Origin of the sequence: Brevundimonas sp. CEF1 (assembly GCF_051353055.1) — a bacterium.
Classification (GTDB): domain Bacteria; phylum Pseudomonadota; class Alphaproteobacteria; order Caulobacterales; family Caulobacteraceae; genus Brevundimonas.
In genome coordinates, this window is record NZ_CP195593.1 from 1,746,384 (window position 1) to 1,766,680 (window position 20,297).

The 20,297-nt window shown below is 68.2% G+C and carries 7 protein-coding genes; 6 read left to right on the top strand and 1 reads right to left on the bottom strand.

Annotated elements, in window-relative coordinates:
• The first annotated feature begins 96 nt into the window (after positions 1–96).
• From ACR9FL_RS09105 to ACR9FL_RS09125, 5 genes are read left to right on the top strand one after another with little or no spacing between them, the layout of a single operon-like run.
• Complete coding sequence (locus tag ACR9FL_RS09105; protein WP_436358063.1) at positions 97–1,674, top strand: ShlB/FhaC/HecB family hemolysin secretion/activation protein; 1,578 nt, start codon at positions 97–99, stop codon at positions 1,672–1,674.
• On the top strand, positions 1,674–3,401 hold the full coding sequence (locus tag ACR9FL_RS09110; protein ID WP_436358064.1) for a DUF2341 domain-containing protein: 1,728 nt from the start codon (positions 1,674–1,676) through the stop codon (positions 3,399–3,401). The genes ACR9FL_RS09105 and ACR9FL_RS09110 overlap by 1 nt, the downstream gene beginning before the upstream one ends.
• 14 nt (positions 3,402–3,415) lie before the next feature.
• Entirely contained in the window at positions 3,416–3,826 is a 411-nt protein-coding gene (locus ACR9FL_RS09115) for an ExbD/TolR family protein (protein ID WP_296174810.1), read from the top strand.
• 5 nt (positions 3,827–3,831) lie between these two features.
• Positions 3,832–4,518: a TonB C-terminal domain-containing protein gene (locus ACR9FL_RS09120; protein ID WP_436358065.1), complete on the top strand. Its 687-nt coding sequence runs from the start codon at positions 3,832–3,834 to the stop codon at positions 4,516–4,518.
• A 21-nt stretch (positions 4,519–4,539) separates the two neighbouring features.
• Positions 4,540–6,258 carry a putative porin gene (locus ACR9FL_RS09125; protein WP_436358066.1) on the top strand — a complete coding sequence of 573 codons (1,719 nt, stop codon included), beginning with the start codon at positions 4,540–4,542 and terminating at the stop codon, positions 6,256–6,258.
• Positions 6,259–6,515: 257 nt separating this feature from the next.
• Here the strand turns inward: ACR9FL_RS09125 and ACR9FL_RS09130 are convergent, their stop codons facing one another.
• Positions 6,516–6,752, bottom strand: coding sequence for a hypothetical protein (locus tag ACR9FL_RS09130; protein WP_436358067.1), 237 nt, complete (start codon positions 6,750–6,752; stop codon positions 6,516–6,518).
• A gap of 163 nt (positions 6,753–6,915) precedes the next feature.
• Here ACR9FL_RS09130 and ACR9FL_RS09135 point away from each other — a divergent pair, with 163 nt between their 5' ends.
• Positions 6,916–20,241 (top strand): filamentous haemagglutinin family protein, encoded by a 13,326-nt coding sequence (locus tag ACR9FL_RS09135; protein WP_436358068.1) that lies wholly within the window; start codon positions 6,916–6,918, stop codon positions 20,239–20,241.
• Positions 20,242–20,297 lie beyond the last annotated feature (56 nt).

Consider the following 20,297-nt stretch of genomic DNA (forward strand, 5'->3'; position numbering starts at 1 on the left):
AAATCTTTGCGCCTGTGTCGGGCGCACGTGTCTCTCCCCTGACGACCAAGTGCGGGGCGTCGGTCGCCTCAGCGGCCGTCGCGTCACGGGGGATTGATGCTGGATTACAAGAGACATTGCGCGCTGAGAGGCGCGGCGAGCGCCCTGGCGCTGGCCGCTGTTCTGGCTGTTCACGCCTCGCCCGCGACGGCGCAGGACGCGACCAGCTTCGAGGTTCGCGCCTTTCAGGTGAAGGGCAACACCGTCCTGCCGCCCGAGGCGGTGGAGCGGGCGGTCTATCCCTTCATGGGGCCGGGCCGGACCTCGGACGACGTGGAGGCGGCGCGCGCCGCGCTGCAGGCTGCCTACGAAGAGCGCGGCTTCATCGCCGTGTCGGTCTTCATTCCCGAGCAGTCGGTCGAGGGCGGCGTCCTGATGCTGGAGGTGGCCGAGCAGGCCATCGGCCAGGTGCTGGTCGAAGGGGCGAAGAACCCCGACGCCGTGCGCGCCCAGGCGCCCTCGCTGACGCCGGGCCAGACGCCGAACCTGCCGGACTTCCAGCGCGATGTGGTGGCGCTGAATCAGAACCCGTCGCGGCGTGTGACGCCGGAACTGCGTGCGGGCGTGGCGCCGGGGACGCTGGATGTGGTGCTGGCGGTCGAGGAAAGCTCGCCTTGGCATGGTTCGCTGGAGTTGAACAACTACTACAGCGCCTCTACGACCCAGTTGCGGACGGCGGCGACGCTGCGTCACGACAATATGTGGGGCCGGGGCGACAGCCTCAGCCTGTCGGCTCAGACGGCGCCCGAGCGGACCACGGACGGCACCGTCTATTCCGGCAACTACATGATGCGCCTGGGTGTCGGCACGCAGTTGCTGGCCTATGCGGTCCATTCGGACAGCGACATCGCCGTGGTCGGCGGCACCAATGTCATCGGCAAGGGCGATCTGGCGGGCCTGAGACTGATCCGGTCGCTGGGCGGCGGCGACGGCTTCTATCATTCGCTGACGCTCGGCTTCGACTGGAAGAGCTTCAAGGAAGACGTGATCCTGGGCTCGGATCGCGCCGCCGCGCCGATCGAGTATTTCCCGCTGATGGCCTCGTGGCGCGGCGACTGGAGCGGCGAGGCACGACGCAGCGACCTGACCTTCAGCGGCGTCCTGGGCGTGCGCGGTCTGGGCGACGACAAGTGGGCGTTCGACGCCAAGCGTTACAACGCCCGCCCCAGCTTCTTCACGGTCAAGCTCGACGCCTCGCACACCGAAGAACTGGTCCACGACCTACAGTTGATGGCCAAGCTGTCGGCTCAGTGGACTGACCGTCCGCTGATCTCCAACGAGCAGTTCGGCATCGGTGGATCGAGCACGGTCCGCGCCTATCGCGAGAGCGAGGCCATGGGCGACTATGGCCTGGCCACGCAACTGGAGCTGCGTTCGCCGCTGCTGCTGGCCGACTGGCCGGGCGTGGACGAGTTGCGCCTCTATGGCTTCTGGGACGCCGGCTTTGTCGGCATCCACGACCCGCTGCCGGGTCAGAAGGGCGAGAACCTTCTGATGAGCGCCGGCGTCGGCGGGCGACTGCGCCTCTTCCAATACCTCAACGGGGCCGTCGATGTCGGCACGCCCCTGATCACCATGCCGGGCCGCGATGCGGGCCTGGTTTCCGTTCGCTTCCGCATCTGGGGGGAATTCTGATGGCTTTGACGATGACCAAGAAGGGGCTGCTCGGCGGCCTCGCCGCCGCCGTGCTGATCGGGGCTGCGGCTCCGGCCGCTGCGGCGGGCTGGTGGCAGGCGGACTACGTCTATCGCACCAAGATCAACCTGAACGCCCAGGCGGCGGGCGTGACCGGCGAGGTGGCCCGCGCCCCCGTCCTGATCCGTCTGCACACCGGCAATTTCGACTTCGCCGACGTCAAGGCCGACGGCTCGGACCTGCGCTTCGTGGCGGGCGACGACCGCACGCCGCTGGCCTTCCACATCGAGAAGTGGGCGCCCGCCGAGCAGCAGGCCCTGGTCTGGGTCGATGTGTCGAACCTGAAGCCGAGCGCCGCCTCGGCCATCTACGCCTACTACGGCAATGAGAAGGCTGAAGCCGGTCAGAACGCCGCCGGGACCTTCGGCGCCGACTACAAAATGGTCTGGCACTTCGACGGCGCCGGCGCGCCGCAGGACGCCACGTCCAACGGCCTGAACGGCGTCGGCGGCGAGGCTCGCAATACGGGCGGCCTGATCGGTCAGAGCCTGACGCTGGACGGCGCCGCCGCCGTGTCGGTGCCGGCCGAAGCCTTCGCTCAGGGGCCGGTCTCGGTCAGCTTCTGGGTCAAGCCCGGTTCGGACGGTCAACTGCTGGGCCTGCCGGGTCTCAGCCTGATCTCGGAAGGCGCGAGCCTGTTCCTCGACGCCGCCGGTTCGCGCAGCGCGGGCGCGGCGCTTCCGGCCGGAACTTGGGCCCACGTCGCCCTGGTCAACGACGGTCAGAAGTCGACCCTCTTCGTCAACGGCCAACCGGCCGGCGAGGTCGCGGGCGCGCTGGCGGCCGGTCCCGCCGTTCTGGGTCAGGGCTTCGCCGGCGAGATCGACGAGTTCCGCGTGGCGGGCGTCGCCCTGCCGCAGGCCGCCTTCCAACTGGCGGCCGCCAGCGAGGGGCAGGGCGCCAAGCTACTGACCTTCGACACGGCCGAGCAGACCGAGAGCGGCGGCCACAACTATTTCGGCATCCTGTTCAAGGCGCTGACGGTCGACGCCTGGGTGGTCATCATCATCCTGGGCTTCATGCTGGCCCTGGCCATCTGGGTCATGATCTCCAAGGGGCTGATGCTGGGCCGCACCACGCGCGCCAACGAAGAGTTCCTGGACGTCTATCGCCAGTCAGCCCGCGCCTCGAACGGCCATGACGGCCTCGGCGCCCTGCCGCCGGCCCTGACCGAACACTCGCCGCTGGCGCGCCTCTATCAGATCGGCCGCCACGAGCTGGGCATGCGTCTGGCCGAGGGCAAGGCGTCGGGCAGCCGCTTCGCCGTCCGTCCGCAGTCGATCGCGGCCATCCGCTCGGCGCTGGACGCCGGTCAGGTGCGCGAGAGCCAGAAGCTGAACAAGTGGATGGTGCTGCTGACCATCGCCATCTCGGGCGGTCCCTTTATCGGCCTGCTGGGCACGGTTCTGGGCGTCATGATCACCTTCGCCTCGGTGGCGGCGGCGGGCGAGGTCAACATCAACGCCATCGCCCCCGGCATCGCCGCGGCCCTGCTGGCCACCGTCGCGGGTCTGGCCGTCGCGATCCCGGCCCTGTTTGGCTACAACTACCTGCTGAGCCGGGTCGAGGACGTCACCGCCGACAACCAGATCTTCGTCGACGAGCTGGAAAAGCGCATCGCCGAAACCTGGCAGGACGCCCCTGTCGCCGCCCTTGCGGCGGAATAGGGGAGCGCTGACCCATGCAGGTTCAGGGCAAGAAACCCTATAACGAGATCAACATCACGCCTCTGGTCGACCTGACCTTCGTGCTGCTGATCATCTTCATCCTGCTGACCACGGCGGCGGTGCAGGGCATCAAGGTCGACCTGCCGTCGGCCTCGTCGTCCCAGGTGCTGGATCAGCCCAAGTCGCGGGTCATCGCGGTCGCCAATGACGGCACGGTGTCGATCGACGCCGTCCCCGTCTCGATGGCCGAGCTGGAGCAGGAACTGCGCGCCTCCATCGCCTCGACGCCGGATCTGCCGGTGATCCTGCGGGGCGACCGGGCGGTGCAGTATGACCAGATCATGCAGGTGCTGGACCTGTGCTCCAAGGTCGGCGTCGGCAGCCTGGGCATGGCCTCGACCCGCCCGCCCGGCGGGGGAGCCTGAGCGCCATGACCTACGCCTTCATGGCGGATGATCCGCCGCCGCCGCCTCGTCGGCGCAGGATCAACTGGCCGGTGATCGGGGTGGTGGCGGTTCTGGCCGTCGTCCTGGCCGCCACCTTCCTGCGGCCCGCTTCGGTCAGCGAGCGTCAGCGCGACGACAAGACGGTGCGGGTGGTCCTGCCGCCTCCGCCACCTCCGCCCCCGCCGCCCGAGGTGGCGCAGGAGAAGCCGCCCGAGCCCACGCCGACCCCGATGGATCAACCGGTCGAGGACACGCCTCCACCGCCGGACGCGCCGTCCGAACCGACGGTCGGGGACAGCGCCCTGACCGCCCGCGAAGGGGCCGGCCCGTCCAACTACGGCCTGGCGCGCGGCGACGGCTCGGGAACCCGCATCGGCGGGCGTCCGGGCGGCGACGGCGGTTTCGGCGCCTATGGCGAACTGACCCGCCGCGAGGTGACCCAGGCGGTCCAGGGCGAACGCGACCTCAGCCGGGGTCGCTACTCCGCTCAACTGGCCGTCACGGTCGATGTCGAGGGCCGGATCACCTCGGTCCGCCTGCTGCGCGGCACCGGCGACGCGCGCCGCGACGCCGCCCTGCAACGCGCCCTGACCGGCCTGAAGCTTTCCCGCCGCCCGCCCGACGGCCTGCCCGTCATGCGTATCGAACTGAACGCCCGAAGCGGCGCCTGACCTCCCTGGGGATTTACCGTAATGAACCGTCCTATCCGCCTGAAACCGGCCCTGATGGCCTGCGCCGCAGGCCTCAGCCTGCTGGCCGCCCAGCCGGCCTTCGCCCAGACCGTCGACTCCACCAAGCTGCTGGAGCTGATGGTCGCCAAGGGTCTGGTCACCCGCGAGGAGGCCGACGGCCTTCTGGCCCAGGCGACTGTGGCGCCGCCGCCCGCGCCTGTTCCCGCCGGCGGCGTGGCCAACGGGGTGCAGACCATTCCCTATATCCCGCAGGTCGTCCGCGATCAGATCAAGGAAGAACTGCGCGCCGAGCTGGGCACCCAGGCTCAGGCCCAGGGCTGGTCGGCGCCCGGCCAGACGCCGGAATGGACGCGCGGCATCACCCTGTCGGGCGACGTCCGGGTGCGCGGCGAAGGCGTCTTCATGGACGACAACAACGCTGACATCTTCGTCGACTACGGCGCGATCAACGCCGGTTCCGGCCAGAACATCAACGACAAGACGCCCGGCTATGTCGGCCCGCCCTACCTCAACACCCTGGAAGACCGCCAGCGCGCCCGCATCCGCGCCCGCTTCGGCCTGAAGGCTCAGATCGACAGCTGGATCTCGGCCGAAGTGCGCGTCGCCACCGGCAACGACACCTCGCCCGTCTCGACCAACCAAACGCTGGGCGGCGGCGACGAGTTCGGCAAATACGCCCTGTGGCTGGACCGCGCGGCCATCCGCTTGACGCCGGTTCAGGACGTGGCCCTGGACTTCGGCCGCTTCGCCAATCCGTTCTGGAGCGGCGACCTGATCTTTGACGACGACATCAACTTCGACGGCGTGGCTGTTTCGGCGCGTCATGCGCTGAACCCGGCGTTCGCTGTCTTCGGGACCGCCGGCGCCTTCCCCGTCTTCAACACCGACTTCAACTTCGGCTCGCGCAATGCGCCCGAGGGCAAGGGCGGGCCGTTTGAGAGCCGCGACAAATACCTGCTGGCTGCTCAGCTGGGTCTGGACTGGACGCCGCATGACGACATGCGGGTGCGCGCCGCGGTCGGCTATTTCAACTTCGACGGCGTCGAGGGCGAGGTGTCCAAGCCTTGCCAGTTCTACGAAACCGTCTGCGACACGGACCCGACGCGTCCGCAGTTCCAGCAGTTCGGCAACACCATGTTCCCGATCCGCAACGTTGTCGCCGATCCGCTGAACCCGATCACCAGCCCCGAGAACCAGTATTTCGGCCTGGCCTCGGCCTATGAGGTGCTGAACGTTCGCGCCAGCCTGGACTTCAACGCCTTCGACGGCGTCGGCTTCCGGGTCGAGGGCGACTTTGTCGAGAACCTGGGCGTCGACAACGCCGTGATGCGTCTGCGCGCGGTCAACAACCTGGGCCCGTCGACCACCATCCCCGACCCGACCAACACCAACGGCACGATCACCCTGCCGGGCGCCTGGGACGGCGGTTCATCGGGCTGGTCGCTGAAGCTGACGGCGGGCAAGCTCGACCTGGCCTCGCGCGGCGACTGGAATGTCCACGCCGGTTATCGCCGCCTGGAATCCGACGCGGTTCTCGACGCCTTCACTGACAGCGACTTCCATTTGGGCGGGACCAACTCGCAGGGCTGGATGGTCGGGGGCGCCTATGCCTTTGGCAAGAACACGGCGATCAGTGCGCGTTGGCTGTCGGCCGAAGAGATCGCCGGGGCGCCGCTGTCGTCGGACCGCCTGCTGATCGACCTGCTGACCCGGTTCTGATCCGCGCCATGACGACGGTTCCCGCTCATCTGCGTTCGTCCCTTCGTCTCGTCGATCACGACGGGTCGCGGGAATGCGCCCAGACGCAGGCCGTCGTCGGACGCGCTCGGTTCGTCGTCTCGCCTGGTTCTCGCCCGTCCCGAGGCGAGGCGACGCTGGCGGACTGCTTCGGCCCATCCCCGGCTGGAGCGGTCCGCCTTCTTCTTCCGATTCTGTTGGCGCTCTCGCCCGCCGCAGCCCTGGCCCAACAGGCGCCTTCATCGCCGCCGCCTTCCGGAGTGTGCGTTCAGGTTGACGTCGGCGGCGACCGCGCCGGTCATCTGGACTGCGCGGCCGAGGCCCTGCAACGCGCCGCGCGTCTGGCTCAGAGTCAGGCCCGCGCCGCCTTCGAGACACCGACGCCCGACGCGCGTTCGTCCGATCTGACCGTCGGCGTCGCAAGCCAGACAGCAACGCGCCAGCGCCTCGGCGCCAATTTCGGCCTGTCCGTCCATCCCCAGCGTCCCGTCCGGCCCGCGCCGACGCCGCGACCGGGAGGACAGCCATGAGCCACTTCTCCCTTTCCCTATTCCAGATCGTCGGCGCGCCGCGCCCGGTCTGCTTCCCCCTTCGCCAGACGGCCGCGCGCGCGGCCTCTGCTCCTCTGGAGATCGCCCGATGATCCGTCTCGATTCGCGTTCGCTGCGCCGCCGCCTGCTGGTCGGCGCCTCGCTCGGCTCCCTGATCGTCGCCGGCGCGGCCGAGGCCCAGAACCGGGGCGGCTTCGGCAGCCGGGGCGGGGCGGGGGCCAATCCGACCGCCGCCGTGACCCAGGCCATTCAGGCCGAGGCCGGCCGCGCGGCTCAGGCCACCAGCGCCAGCCAGCGCGCCATCGCCTCCTTCGCCCGTGCCGCCGCCACGCGTCAGGCCATGACCGACGCCCAGGTCGCCGCCCGCGCCGCAGCGCTCGCCGCCCAGAGCCACATCCCCAACGGCCTGGGCCAGGGCGGGCTTCAGGTGGCCGAGGGCGTCACCCTGGACCCCAATCTGTGGATCGGGGCCAATGGTCCGACCCAGACGACGGGAACGGACGGCCGCACCACGGTCACCGTCGGCCAGACCGAACAGAAGGCCATCCTGACCTGGGACAGCTTCAACGTCGGTCGCGAGACGGATCTGGTCTTCAACCAGCAGGGCCATTCCGACTGGGTCGCCCTGAACCGCGTCACTGACGCCAGCGCCGATCCGACCAAGATCCTGGGCAGCATCAAGGCCGATGGCTCGGTCTATATCATCAACCGCAACGGGATCATTTTTGGCGGGGCTTCGCAGGTCAACGTCCGCAGCCTGATCGCCGCCACGGCGAACATTTCGGACATCCAGTTCCTGGAACGCGGCATCTACGCGACCGAGACGCCCAGCCCCAACTGGTGGGAACCGCCGATCCTGCTGCCGTCCTTCACCAACGCCGGCGGCGCTGTGAAGGTCGAGGCGGGCGCGCAGATCAACACCACCAAGCCCGCCACGGTTGTCGAGGGCGGGGGCTTCGTGGCCCTGATGGGCACCGAGGTCGAAAACGCCGGCTCCATCGTTACGGCGCGTGGGCAGACCTTGCTGGCGGCGGGCGACAACTTCATCTTGCGACCGGGTTACGGCACAGCGACCAATCAGGGCTCGACCACGCGGGGGCATGAGGTCGCGGTCACCCTGAAGGCGGGCAGCAACGCCGGCCGTGTGATCAACAGCGGCATGGTTCAGGCGGCCGAGGGCGACATCACCTTGGCCGGGCGTCATGTGGTGCAGGACGGCGTGGCCATCGCCACCACCTCGGTCAATACGCGTGGCACCATCCATCTGCTGACGGACCTGAGCGACAGTCAGTCCAGCGTCACCCTGACCGGCGACAGCCTGACCCTGATCCTGCCGGAGTTGGACAGCGACGCCACGGCGACCAACGCCCAGCGCGACGCCCTGCTGGCCGAGTCGGCCAAGGCGCCGGGCGTTCCCAACCTGCTGAACAACCAGGGCATCAACCGGCTCAGCCATATGCTGCCGGACCGCAAGGATATGTCGCGCGTCGAGATCATGACCGGCGGGACGGCTGAGTTCCAGACCAACTCCCAGACCATAGCGCAGGGCGGACAGATCGCCGTCACGGCGATGAAGCGCACCACGGTTCAGGACGGCGCCGAGCTGAACGTCTCGGGCGTGCGCGACGTGGCCATGGACATGGCCACGAACAATCTGAAGGTGAACATCCAGCCGTTCGAGCTGCGCGACTCGCCGCTTAACCGCGAGGGCGATGGCCTCAAGAACAACGATGTCTGGATCGACATCCGCGACCTGATCCTGCTGCCCAGCGGAACGGGCGGGCATGAAGGCGACCGCTACTACACGCCGGGCGGCCTGATCGAGGTCGGCGGCCACCTAGGCAATACCGCTCACGGCATCGGCGAGTGGGCGGCCCAGGGAGGGACCATCGCCATCTCCAGTAATGAGATCGTGGCCCACAAGGGCGCGGTGTTCGACATCTCCGGCGGGTCGATCGACTATGCTGCCGGCTATATCCAGTCGACGCGGATGCTGGGTTCGGACGGCAAGCTCTATGACCTGGGCAAGGCGCCCGCAGGCGTGAAGATGCTGGCGGTCGGCAACGCCTTCATCGTCAATCACGACCGTTGGGGAGAGGCCTTCCAGGAGGTCTATGCCCAGCCCCTGTTCAGCTCGTCGCGCAGCGTGCGGTGGGAGGCGGGCTATACGGTCGGGCGCGACGCGGGCGTGCTGTCGCTGTCGGCGCCCACGGTCCTGTTTGACGGTCAGATCGTCGCGGACGTGGTGGTCGGAGAGCGTCAGACGGGCGAGCGGCCCACGGTTCCGCCCGTGATCAAGGACGGCGTGACCTCGGGGGCCTTCCCCGAACGGCTGGACGGCTACGACCTGCCGCAGAACGTCACGCCGCTGGCCGGCGGCCTCTATATCGGGTCCAAGCTGCATCAGACCTATGTGCCGCCGACGGCGCAGGAAGCTCCGTTCGCCAACACCGTCATCCTGGGCGAGGGCGGCGGGTCGGTGGGCGTCGAGGACGGCGCGGCGCTGGCGCCCAACCTGCTGAACACGGTGCTGTTGTCGTCCGAGGCCCTGAACGACGCCGGCCTGGGCTCGCTGCGGATCACGGCCGGCGCGGTCCAGGTCGAGAGCGACCTGACCGTCAGCCCCGGGGGCGATATCGCCGTGCGCGCCGAAACCATTGCGGTCGACGCCGACATCACGGCGCGCAGCGGCTCGATTTCGCTGGCGGCGATCCCGGCGTGCGGAACCGGCTGTCCGGCGACCACCGAACTGACGGTGGGGCAGGGCGTGACGTTGGACGCCAGCGGTCTGTGGGTGAACCTGAAGACGGGCGGCGACGCTCGCGACTTGGCGCACCTGACCGGCGGTTCCGTCGTGCTGGAAAGCCGTCAGGGGAACCTGACCCTGTCGAAGGACAGCCTGATCGACGTCTCGGCGGGCGCCGCCATCCTGCTGGACGGCAAGACGGTGGGCGCCAAGGGCGGCTCGGTCGGCCTGGCCGTCGGCGCCGAGCCGCGCCTGACCATGGGGCAGATGACGCTGGACGGCGCCATCCGCGCCTACGGCTCGGGCGAGAATGCGGGCGGAACCCTGACCGTCTCGGCCGCTGGTCGTCCGATCACCATTGGCGAAACCGTGCTTGGTGGAGGCGACGAACTGGCGGCCGGCGAGGCGGCGCCGATGGACTTGCAGCTTCTGAAGGAATTGGTGCTGAAGGCCGGCGACGCCCTGCCGTTCGACTATACCTATACGGTGGACCTGATCCCGGCCGGACAGCCCTTGCCGGGCTCGACCTATGTCGAGTTCTACGCCGCGACTGTGACCAACGACTGGACGGTTCCAGACGGGCTGGAGGTCTATGACGGCAACTTCATGCCTTACTATCCCGGGGATGTCGTTCCCGCCGGCACCTATCTGGAGTTCGGCTATGGGCAGATGGCCGCCGGCTATATCGTCTCGGCCGAAATCTGGCCTGACGGCATTAAAATCCCCCCTGTCGCCTATACCTATGCCAAGGGCGAAATCCTTCAGGCCGACCTGACCCTGCCGGTCGGGCGGACCATCTCGGCCGGGACCGTGTTTGAAACGGCGGTCAAGGTCGCCAAACCCCTGCATCTGGAGGCGGATCTCTTCCAGACCGGCTTCTCTCGCTATGACATCCGCGCGGGTGGCGACCTGCACGTCGGCGGGCAACTGGATGTCAATGCGCCGGTGCGCCGCTTTACCGCCGACAGCGTCAATGTGGTCAGCGGCGCCGCACCGCAGGACGCCCTGGAGCTGTGGACGCCGGACATGCTGCGCGAGGACACGGCCAACGGCCGCTTCGTGCAGCGTCAGGGCGCCAGCCTCAGCCTGACGGCTCACGGCCTCAGCGAGCGCAACTGGACCACCGCCTACGGCAACCCCGTGACGGACCCCCGTCCGGTCGGCGAACTGATCCTGGCCGAGGGCGCGAGCATCCGAGTCGACGACGGCCAGTCGGTCAGCCTGACGTCGATGGAGGGCATGAGGATCGACGGTCGCATCGAGGCGCGCGGCGGCAAGGTGACCTTGCTCGCCGGTCGTGAAGAGAACGAGCGGCGCGACTATCAACCCTCGGACATCGTCTACAATCCGACCACGGCCCTGTGGCTGGGCGAGAAGAGCGTCATCGACGTTTCGGGCCGGGGCGTCAGCGCCATCGGCGCGGACGGCGCGCGCTATGGCCATGTCTCCAGGGGCGGTGAGATCAGCATCGGCGGCCAGAGGGCGGCCTATGTCGTGGTGCGTCCCGGCGCGGTTCTGGACGCCTCGGGCGCCGCGACCGAGGTCGACTACCTGACCTCGCCCCTGACTGGCGACAAGCAGGCCCTGACCATCGCCACCGACGGCGGCGCCATCCGCTTCCAGTCGCAGTATGGGCTCTTCCTCGACGGCGACATGCGGGCGAATGCCGGCGGCGCCGGGGCCTCGGGCGGGCTGCTGTCGATCAAACTGACCACCCCCTATGTGGCGCAACTGGGTCTCGGCTCGCGTGACATGCCCGACTACATGCGCCGTCTGCGCAGCATCATCCTGAGCCAGGACCAGGACAGCGGTCTGTCGGCTGACCTGCAATATGGCGACTGCGTCACCGGCTGCTGGACGCCGGGCCAACTGGTAGCCGACGCCATGGCCGCCAACGAAGGCATGGCCGATCTGGTCGGTCAGGCGCGCATTGGGGTGGATCAGATCACGGCGGGCGGATTCGGCAGCCTGACCCTGGACTCATCGGATGTCGTCCTGCTGGACGGCGCGGTGAACCTGAACCTGTCGCGCAACCTGACCCTGTCGGGGACCATGGGCGCGATGGGCGACAGCGCGGACCTGGATTCCCGCCTGAGCGCTGCCTACGTGCGCTTCGTCGCCGCCGGGGCGATGAACGGCAACAACCTGGTCCGTTCGGAAGACGGCCGCAACGCCCTGTTCAAGATGCCGGAGATCGGCGAGGGGCGCCTGACCATCACCGGCGGCCTGGTCGACATGGGCGGCGCCCGCTTCGGCATCAACGGCTCCGTCGGCCTCTCGGGCGGTCGCCAGCATGAATACGAATACGCAGCGCATCGCCTGATCGACGTGGTCAGTCGCAGCGACATCCGCCTGACGGGCGGCGACGTCAACGCCATCAGCAACATCTCGCTGACCGCCGCGCAGATCTATCCGATGACCGGCGCGACCGCAGGCATCTATGCGGGCAAATATACCTACACCATTCCCGGCACGACCAACCTCTACAACGCGCTGGTGCCTGGAGGCACGGTCAGCTTCCACAAGCTGGAGGGCGTGACCCCGACCGCGCCGCTGTCGCTCTATGGGTCGTTGACGGTAGGCGCAGACATCATCAACCAGGGCGGAGTGCTGCGCGCGCCCCTGGGTTCGATCACCCTTGGCGTGGGCGGCGACCGGTTTGTTCCGGGCATTGATCAACTGCAGCCGGGCCAGACCTATTGGACCGGGATTTCGGTCACGACGTCGGAAGTGAACCTGTTGCCGGGCAGCCTGACCTCGGTCAGCGCCAAGGATCTGATCATTCCCTACGGCGGCACCATCGACGGCCTGATCTGGCGCCTGAACGGCGCGGACTTGAAGGGCACCCTGTCCAGCCAAGGCGTGGTCGTGGTGGGGTCACTGCGGGCGGACGAAGGCTCGGTGCTGGACCTGTCGGGCGGCGGCACGCCGTCGGGCGCGGGCTTCATCCCTGGTCGCGGCGGGTCGGTCGATGTGCTGAAGACTGCGCTGGCCAATGTGAACCCGGCGTTCGCGGGTCTGAGCCACGCCGACAACAAGGTCTACGCCATTGTGCCGTCCTATGGCGCGGCGGTCGCGCCGACGACCATCGACGGCCACGCCCAGCCAGGCGTGGGCCAGCAGATCGTCATTCCCGTCGGCGTTCAAGGTTTGGCGGCCGGCGTCTATACCCTGCTGCCCGCCGAGTATGCGTTGATGGCCGGCGCCTTCCGGGTCGAACTGGGTTCTAACATGCCCGCCGGAGCCGGGAAGCTGACGCCGCTGGCGGACGGCTCGAGCCATCTGGGGGTGAACACCGCAATCGCCAACACGGAGATCCGCAGCGCCCTGAAGGTCGAGGCGATTCTGACCCCGGCCAAGGTGGTCCGCACCTATTCCCAGTACAATGAGACCAGCTTCGGCGAATTCCTGGTCAAGGCGCCGTCGTCGGCCCAGTTCGACAATCCGCTGCCGATCCTGCCTGAGGACGGCAAGACCTTCATCCTGGCTCTGACGCCGCCCAAGGCGGACAGCGATCGCCCCGTCTTCTCGTTCAAGGGCAAGGGCCTGTTCGACGCCGCCGAGGGCGGGCTGGGCGGTGCGCTGGCGGTTGTGGCCGGCGCCTACTACGGCAGCCAGGACTACACGCTGGAGATACTGGCTGACGGCGCGGTCGGCTCTGACAAATCCCTGTCGCTCTATGCATCGGATCTGAACGCCGTCGGCGCGCGGATCATGACCCTGGGCGGCGTGGCGCACCGGGTGTCGACCACCCAGTCGACCAGCATTCAGGTTCTGGTCGGCGCCGGCATGCCCAACCAGCCCAACTTCAGCTACACGGGCTTTGGCGGCATCGCCGTGCGCGAGGGCGCGGTGCTGGAAGGGCCGCAGGTCCTGCTGATCGCCGACCGGAACGCTGATGTCCTGGTCGAGAGCGGGGCGCGGATTACGACCCTGGGCAAGGGCGATCCGGCGTTTGACTCGACCATGGGCTACACGCTGATGGCCAACAATGTGAACCTGCTGGCTGTGTCGAACGGTCTGCTGGAGTTCACCAGCAATACGGCCGCCGCCGGCAGCACCGGCGTCATCACGGTCGAGGACGGCGCCTCACTCTATTCGGACGGGACGCTCAGCTTCGTCACCCCGGGCGCCGTCAGCCTGGGCGAGAACGTCAACTATGGCGCCCGCTACCTGGCCTTCGCCTCGGGCGCGGTGAATATCGGAACCAGTGAAGCTCTGGGCCAGGCCAAGACCGATGGGGTTCTGCCTTCCGGCATTGCGCTGAACCAGTCGGTGCTGGACCGCCTGATGGCCGGCGACCAGAGCACGGGGGCGCCCAAGCTGGAGCGGCTGATCCTATCAGCCAGCCAGTCGGTCAACTTCTACGGTTCGGTCAGCCTGGACACGCGCGATGCTGCCACCGGCGTCTCGAAGCTGCAACTGGTGCTTAACACGCCCGCCCTTTACGGTGCGGGCGGGGCGGGCGATGTGGCCCAGATCACGACCGGAACCCTGGTCTGGAACGGCGTTCTGGGGACCCAGGGCGACCAGTGGAACCCGACCGTCATCACCGGCCTACCGGGCGCGCCGATCCATGGCGGACCGGGCGAGGGACTGGGCACGCTGAACCTGATCGCCGACCGCATTGTCCTGGGCTATCAGGACGGCGTGGCGATGAGCGCCAACCTGCCGCTGAACCGGCTGGCTCTGGGCTTCAGCACCGTCAACCTGACGGCGTCGCAGCGCATCGAGGCCAACCACAAGGGCGACTTGGCCGTCTATCAGTCGCAGGCCGTCTATGGTCAGGCGGGGCAGGGCGGCACGCTGAACCTGACCACGCCGCTGCTGACCGGTCAGGCCGGGTCCAGCCTGCATTACAAGGCGGGCGGCGCGATCAACCTGACCGCCCCGGCGGGCGCCCCGGCGGCCGATGCCGCCAAGCCGCAACTGGGCGCCGAGATCAAGATGACCGCCGCCAGCATCACGGCGGACACCACCATCGCCCTGCCCAGCGGCCGACTGGTCCTGACGGCGACTGAGGGCGATGTCGTTCTGGGCGAGAACGCGCGCCTCGACATGGCGGGCAAGGCGACCGACTTCTTCGAGGAGACCCGCTACAGCTGGGGCGGCGACGTCGAGCTGGAAAGCGCCAAGGGCGACGTTGTCCTATCCTCGGGCTCCAGGGTCGACCTCAGCGCCGACTACAACCACGCCGGCACGCTGAAGGTCACGGCGCTGAACGGCGAGGCCATCCTGAACGGGGCGATCGAGGCCCACGCCCGAAACGGCGACAAGGCGCCCGACGCCTCGCTGCGCAACGGCTCCATCGATATTCGCGCCAACGTGATCAGCGACTTCAAGGACCTGAACGAGCGTCTCACCGAAAGCGGCGTCACCGAGAGCCGCAGCTTCGTCATCAAGACCGGCGATCTGGTCATAGGCGACGAGGTCAAGGCGCGCCATGTGACGATCGCGGCGGACGGCGGTGATCTGACTGTCAACGGCCGTATCGACGCCAGCGGCGCTCGCCCCGGCACGATCCGTCTGTCGGCGCGCGACGATCTGACCCTGGCCGGGACGGCGATGCTGGACGCCAGCGCCGAGACCCTGGTGGTCGACGGCTACGGCGCGCCGATCGAGGCGTCCAACCGCGCCAATATCGAGCTGGCGACCAAGGCGGGGACCCTGACCCTGGCCTCGGGCGCGACCCTGGACCTGTCGTCGCCGGACGGCGTCAATCGCGGTCGCGTCGAGCTGAATGCGCCGCGTCTGGGCGCCGACGACATCGACATTCAGGCGGGAGGGGCGCTGACGATCAAGGGGGCCGACAGCTTGTCGGTCAACGGCTTCCGCACCTATCAACCGGCGGGCGGCGTGATCAACCAGGCTCTGATGGACGATATCCATCTGGACAGCACGGCCTTCATCAACGCCGCCATCGTCAACCAGGCCCTGATGGGGCGTCTGGCGGGACTGCGCGCCTATCAGGACGCCTTCCACCTGCGTCCGGGCGTCGAACTGACCAGCGCGCCGGGCCAGAGCCTGAGCGTGTCGGGCGACCTGAACCTGGCCGGCTATCGCTACGCCAGCCTGAACGCCGACACCCAGATGACTGGCGTCTATGGCTCGGGCGAGGCCGGCGCTCTTCTGGTCCGCGCCGCCGACGACCTGAATATCTACGGCAGCATCACCGACGGCTTCGGCGAGCCGGCGCGCACGCCCGACGACAACGGCTGGGTGCTCTACGGAACCAGTGAAGCGGGCGGCGTGGGCGCCTGGCCGGCCGACCACCAACTGTCGGCGCCGGTCAAGCTGGCCGCCGGCGCGAGCTTCCCGAGAGGCGTCAAGCTGACCTTCGATGCGCCGGTCGACGGCTTCACCGTCATGGGCAACACCCCGATCGGCGCCGAGACGCGGCTGGCCCAGGCCGTGACCCTACCGCTGGAATGGGTGACGACCTCGGCCATCCATCTGCCGGACGGCAGCGTCATCGCCCGCGGCTCGATCCTCGAAGCCGGCACGATCCTTCCCGCTGACGCGAAGCTGGAGAAGGGCGCCATGTTCCCTATGGCCGTCTCGCTACAGGCGACGACCTGGCCCAAGGACACGCCCTTGCCGGCGCTGTTGAAGCTGTCGTCGGCGACCCAACTGCGGGCGGGCGACATCATTCCGCGCAGCAGCACGGTTCTGATCGCCGGTTTGACTGGGCTGCAGAGCGAACCGGTGGTCCTGGACTCGGGATACACCCTGGTTGGCGGCGCCGGGGGCGATGTGACCACCATTCCCGGCGGTCCGACTTCGACCGCAGTGCTCGACTTCGACATCGAGGTCCGCAACTTCACCACGATCCGCACCGGCGTCTATATCCCGTTCGGCTTTGTCGCCTCTAACCTGGCCACCTCGCGCAGCGGGCCGTGGACGGTTCCGGTGGACATTTGGGCCAGTAAGGCGGCCTTTGAAGCCGGGGCCGCACCGGTGCACCGACAGGGCGATATCATCAACGTCGGCCAGTTTGTTCGCGCCAACACCTACTGGGGCGCAGGCGCGGTCATACCGACGGTCCTGGGAGCCACGCGGGGCATCGCTCCGACGGTCATTCCGGCAGGGACGCCGATGAACGTCTTCTCCAGCGACGTTGCATTGAACAGCAATGTGACGGTGAATGCGGGGACCGTGATCCCGGCCGGCGTGAACCTTCAACTCCTCGGCGCGGGCGGACCGCACAATACCCGCCCCGTTCAGGCCGATGGCACGCAGGGCCGGATCTGGGCCGTGGCGCCCATGCTGGCGGCGGGTTCGCAGTCCTGGTCGATGCGGTTTGTCGCCGGGGCGGACGTCGCCTCATCGGACGGGCGCACCTTGCGCGCGGCGACCGATCTGACCAGTGCTGGCCATTCCGGCGACCTGACCCTGTCGGATCGCCACTACGTCAATCCGCAGGCCACGATGGCGGACGGCTTCTCCGCCATCTGGCTAAACGGGCTGAAGCTGATGCAGAACTTCAGCGTCATCCGAACGGGCGTCGGCTCGCTGGATCTGCTGGCGGGCGGCGACTACGAGCAGATGTCGCTCTATGGCGTCTATACGGCGGGCACACCCTCGGCCGAGGTCGGCGGGCTGACGCTGGACGGCCACAACGTCTTCAATCAGCCGCGCGCGGTGTTGGCGGGGGCCAGCCATCTGACCAATCCGTGGATCGGCGCGAACTTCGACGGCTACGCCGCCTCTATCCAGGACTATCAGGCCTGGTATCCCGAGCATGGCGGCGACCTGACCCTGGCTGTCCAGGGGCGGCTGACCGGCTACGCCACCGATCGCGACGCTGGTTTTCAACGCGTCGGCAGCGGCTCGGTCGGAAACTGGCTGTGGCGCCAGGGCGGCTATGGCGTCACCGACGGTCAGTCGACGCAACTGGGCCAGGACGTCCCGACCGCCTGGTGGATCAACTTCGGCGGCTACGTCCCGAACAACCCGACCAGCTTCAACGACAGCGTCAACTTCAACGGCCCGATGCTGGAAGGCTTCATGGGCATAGGCGCCCTGGGCGGCGGCAATCTGATCGTTCGTGCCGGCGGCGACGCCGGGGTGCATGAAAGCTGGGCGCTGACCGAGACCAACTATCCGGACTCAAACCTGGGTCGGATCGCCAGCACGGCTCTGAACTTCGCCGTCGGCGGCACCGGGCGCGTGACCTCGGTCATTCGCGATGCCGGGATCGTCGTGGACGGCGCGCTGGTTCAAACGGGAGGCGGCGACATCGACATCCGTCTGGGCGGCACGCTGAACCCCGGCGCAGGTGCTGCGACCCCATCGACCCTTGCGGGCGGCGGGATCGTGAACCTGCGCGGCGATACAGCCATCGTGGCGGGCGGTGTCGGTAATACGGCCTATTCGAGCGGCCGCGATCCACTGGACCCGCGTCGTTTCGATCCGCTGCGAACGCCATTCCAGGACGCCTTCGGCGGCATCACCCTGGTCATCGGCGACGGCAGCGCCAGGATTGATGCGCGCGGCGATCTGGTCCTGGCCGGCGTCGGCGATCCGGGTTCGACCGTGACGTCGCTTGCCGGGGTGTCGGTGGGCTATGTGAACGCTGCGGGCGAGTTCGTCCGACCTGACGGTCTGATCATGCAGACCAGCTTCTCGCTGTGGCGCGACGACACCAGCATCGACCTGTTCAGCGCCGGGGGGGACGTCACGCCGATCACGGGCGGAACGGGCGACGCCGGGGGCCGTGAAGGCCGCTACTGGTATCCGCCGATCCTGCGGGTCACGGCGGCCCAGGGCAACATCTACTGGAACTCCGGCCGATGCGATGACTACAGCTGTAGCGAAGGCATCCTGCCGTTGGAGCTGGCGCCGTCGCCCTTGGGTCAGGTTGAATTCCTGGCCGGTGTGTCCATTCTGGGCGGCGGGTTCCGGGTCACCGACAGCGCCGGACCGTTCGCGGCCAGCCGCCCCATCGCCCTGTCGGGCATGGCGAGGTCCCTGGACCTGTTGCCCAATCCGTTCCGTCCGGTCTGGATGACGGAGTGGCGCAACAACCTCGGCGCGGCGCCGAACGCCATCAAGCCGGTGCAGGGCAATGCGACCAATATTGGCGGCCTGACCGTCTTCCAGAAGGATACGGCGACCGGAACCCTTATCGACGGCCGCAAGGCGCCGGCGCTCTTCTATGCGGCGGACGGCGACATCAGCAATGTCAGCTTCGGCTTCATGACCTATGATGGTCAGTCGCAGCTCTATGTCAGCTCAGGGGCGCTCGATCTGCGGGCCTCGCGCGACATCGTCAACCTGGGCACCGGGACAAGCCTGGGTTGCCCGCCGGGCGGTCCTGCGGAATGCCGCACCACGGCTTACCTGTTCGGCGTCTTCAACCAGGGCGGCCTGGTCGTGCACAACGACCCGTCCGACATCTCGCTGATCTCGGCGGGCAGGGACATCATATACGGCAACATGACCGTGGCGGGGCCGGGCAACTTGGTGGTCGAGGCAGGGCGCAACATCTATCAGGCGGACAATGGCCGTTTCACCAGCGTCGGCCCGCTGTTCGACCTGTCGCCTTCAACCCGCAACGGCGGGGCCGGCATCTCGATCCTGACCGGGGTCGGGGCGGGCGGTCCCAACTACGACGCCTTCGCCAAGCTGTATCTGGACCCGGCCAACCTGGCCGAGGTCGGACGCCCTCTGGCCGAGCAGGACGGCAAGGTGGTCAAAACCTACCACGACGAGCTGATCCAGTGGCTGGAAGACCGTTTCGGCTACGAGGCCGCCGACGCGAAGGAGGCCCTGACCTACTTCAACGGTCTGGACCGTCAGCAGCGCGGCGTCTTCGCCCGACTGGTCTATTTCGACGAACTGAAGGCGGGCGGCCGCGAATACAACGACCCCAATGGACCGCGTTTCGGCAGCTACCTGCGCGGCCGCAACGCCATCGCGACCCTCTTCCCCGAGAAGGACGCCCAGGGTCAGGCCATCTCCTACGCCGGAGATCTGACCATGTTCGGCGGCTCGGGCGTGCGGACCCTGTTCGGCGGCAATATCGAGATGCTGGTGGCGGGCGGTCAGACCGTGGTCGGCGTCGGCGGTGTGGCGCCGCCCTCGACGGCGGGCGTCCTGTCCATGGGATCGGGCGACATCGACATCTATTCGCTGAAGTCGGTGCTGTTGGGTCAGAGCCGGGTCTTCACCACCTTCGGCGGCGACCTGCTGATGTGGTCGGCCGAGGGCGATATCAACGCCGGGCGGGGGTCCAAGTCGACCGCCGTCTATCAGCCGCCGCGCCGCGTCTATGACCTCTACGGCAACGTCACCCTGTCGCCGCCGACCCAGAACACCGGCGCCGGCATCGCGACCCTGAACCCGATCCCGGAAATCCCGGCAGGCGATGTGGACCTGATCGCGCCCCTCGGCACGATCGACGCGGGCGAGGCGGGCATCCGGGTGTCGGGCAACGTCAACCTGGCCGCGCTGCAGGTGATCAACGCCGCCAATATCCAGGTTAAAGGCGACGCCGTGGGCATTCCGGCGGTGGCGGCGGTCAACACCGGCGCCCTGACGGCGGCCTCCTCGGCCAGCAGCTCGGTCGTGGCCGAGGCCGCCCGCCTGGCCGAACGCGCCCGTCCCAAGCCGACCGGCGACATCCCCGCCATCATCACCAGCCGCTTCCTCGGTTTCGGCGAGTAACGACTGCGGGAGGGAGGCCGCCGCGCCTTCCTCCACGCTCCCTTTTTTCGACTGGA

What these genes read in the sequence shown, in the direction of transcription:
- ACR9FL_RS09105 (WP_436358063.1), top strand. Translation starts at nt 97, where the DNA reads ATGCTGGATTACAAGAGACATTGCGCGCTGAGAGGCGCGGCGAGCGCC.
- ACR9FL_RS09110 (WP_436358064.1), top strand. Translation starts at nt 1,674, where the DNA reads ATGGCTTTGACGATGACCAAGAAGGGGCTGCTCGGCGGCCTCGCCGCC.
- ACR9FL_RS09115 (WP_296174810.1), top strand. Translation starts at nt 3,416, where the DNA reads ATGCAGGTTCAGGGCAAGAAACCCTATAACGAGATCAACATCACGCCT.
- ACR9FL_RS09120 (WP_436358065.1), top strand. Translation starts at nt 3,832, where the DNA reads ATGACCTACGCCTTCATGGCGGATGATCCGCCGCCGCCGCCTCGTCGG.
- ACR9FL_RS09125 (WP_436358066.1), top strand. Translation starts at nt 4,540, where the DNA reads ATGAACCGTCCTATCCGCCTGAAACCGGCCCTGATGGCCTGCGCCGCA.
- ACR9FL_RS09130 (WP_436358067.1), bottom strand. Translation starts at nt 6,752, where the DNA reads ATGGACGGACAGGCCGAAATTGGCGCCGAGGCGCTGGCGCGTTGCTGT.
- ACR9FL_RS09135 (WP_436358068.1), top strand. Translation starts at nt 6,916, where the DNA reads ATGATCCGTCTCGATTCGCGTTCGCTGCGCCGCCGCCTGCTGGTCGGC.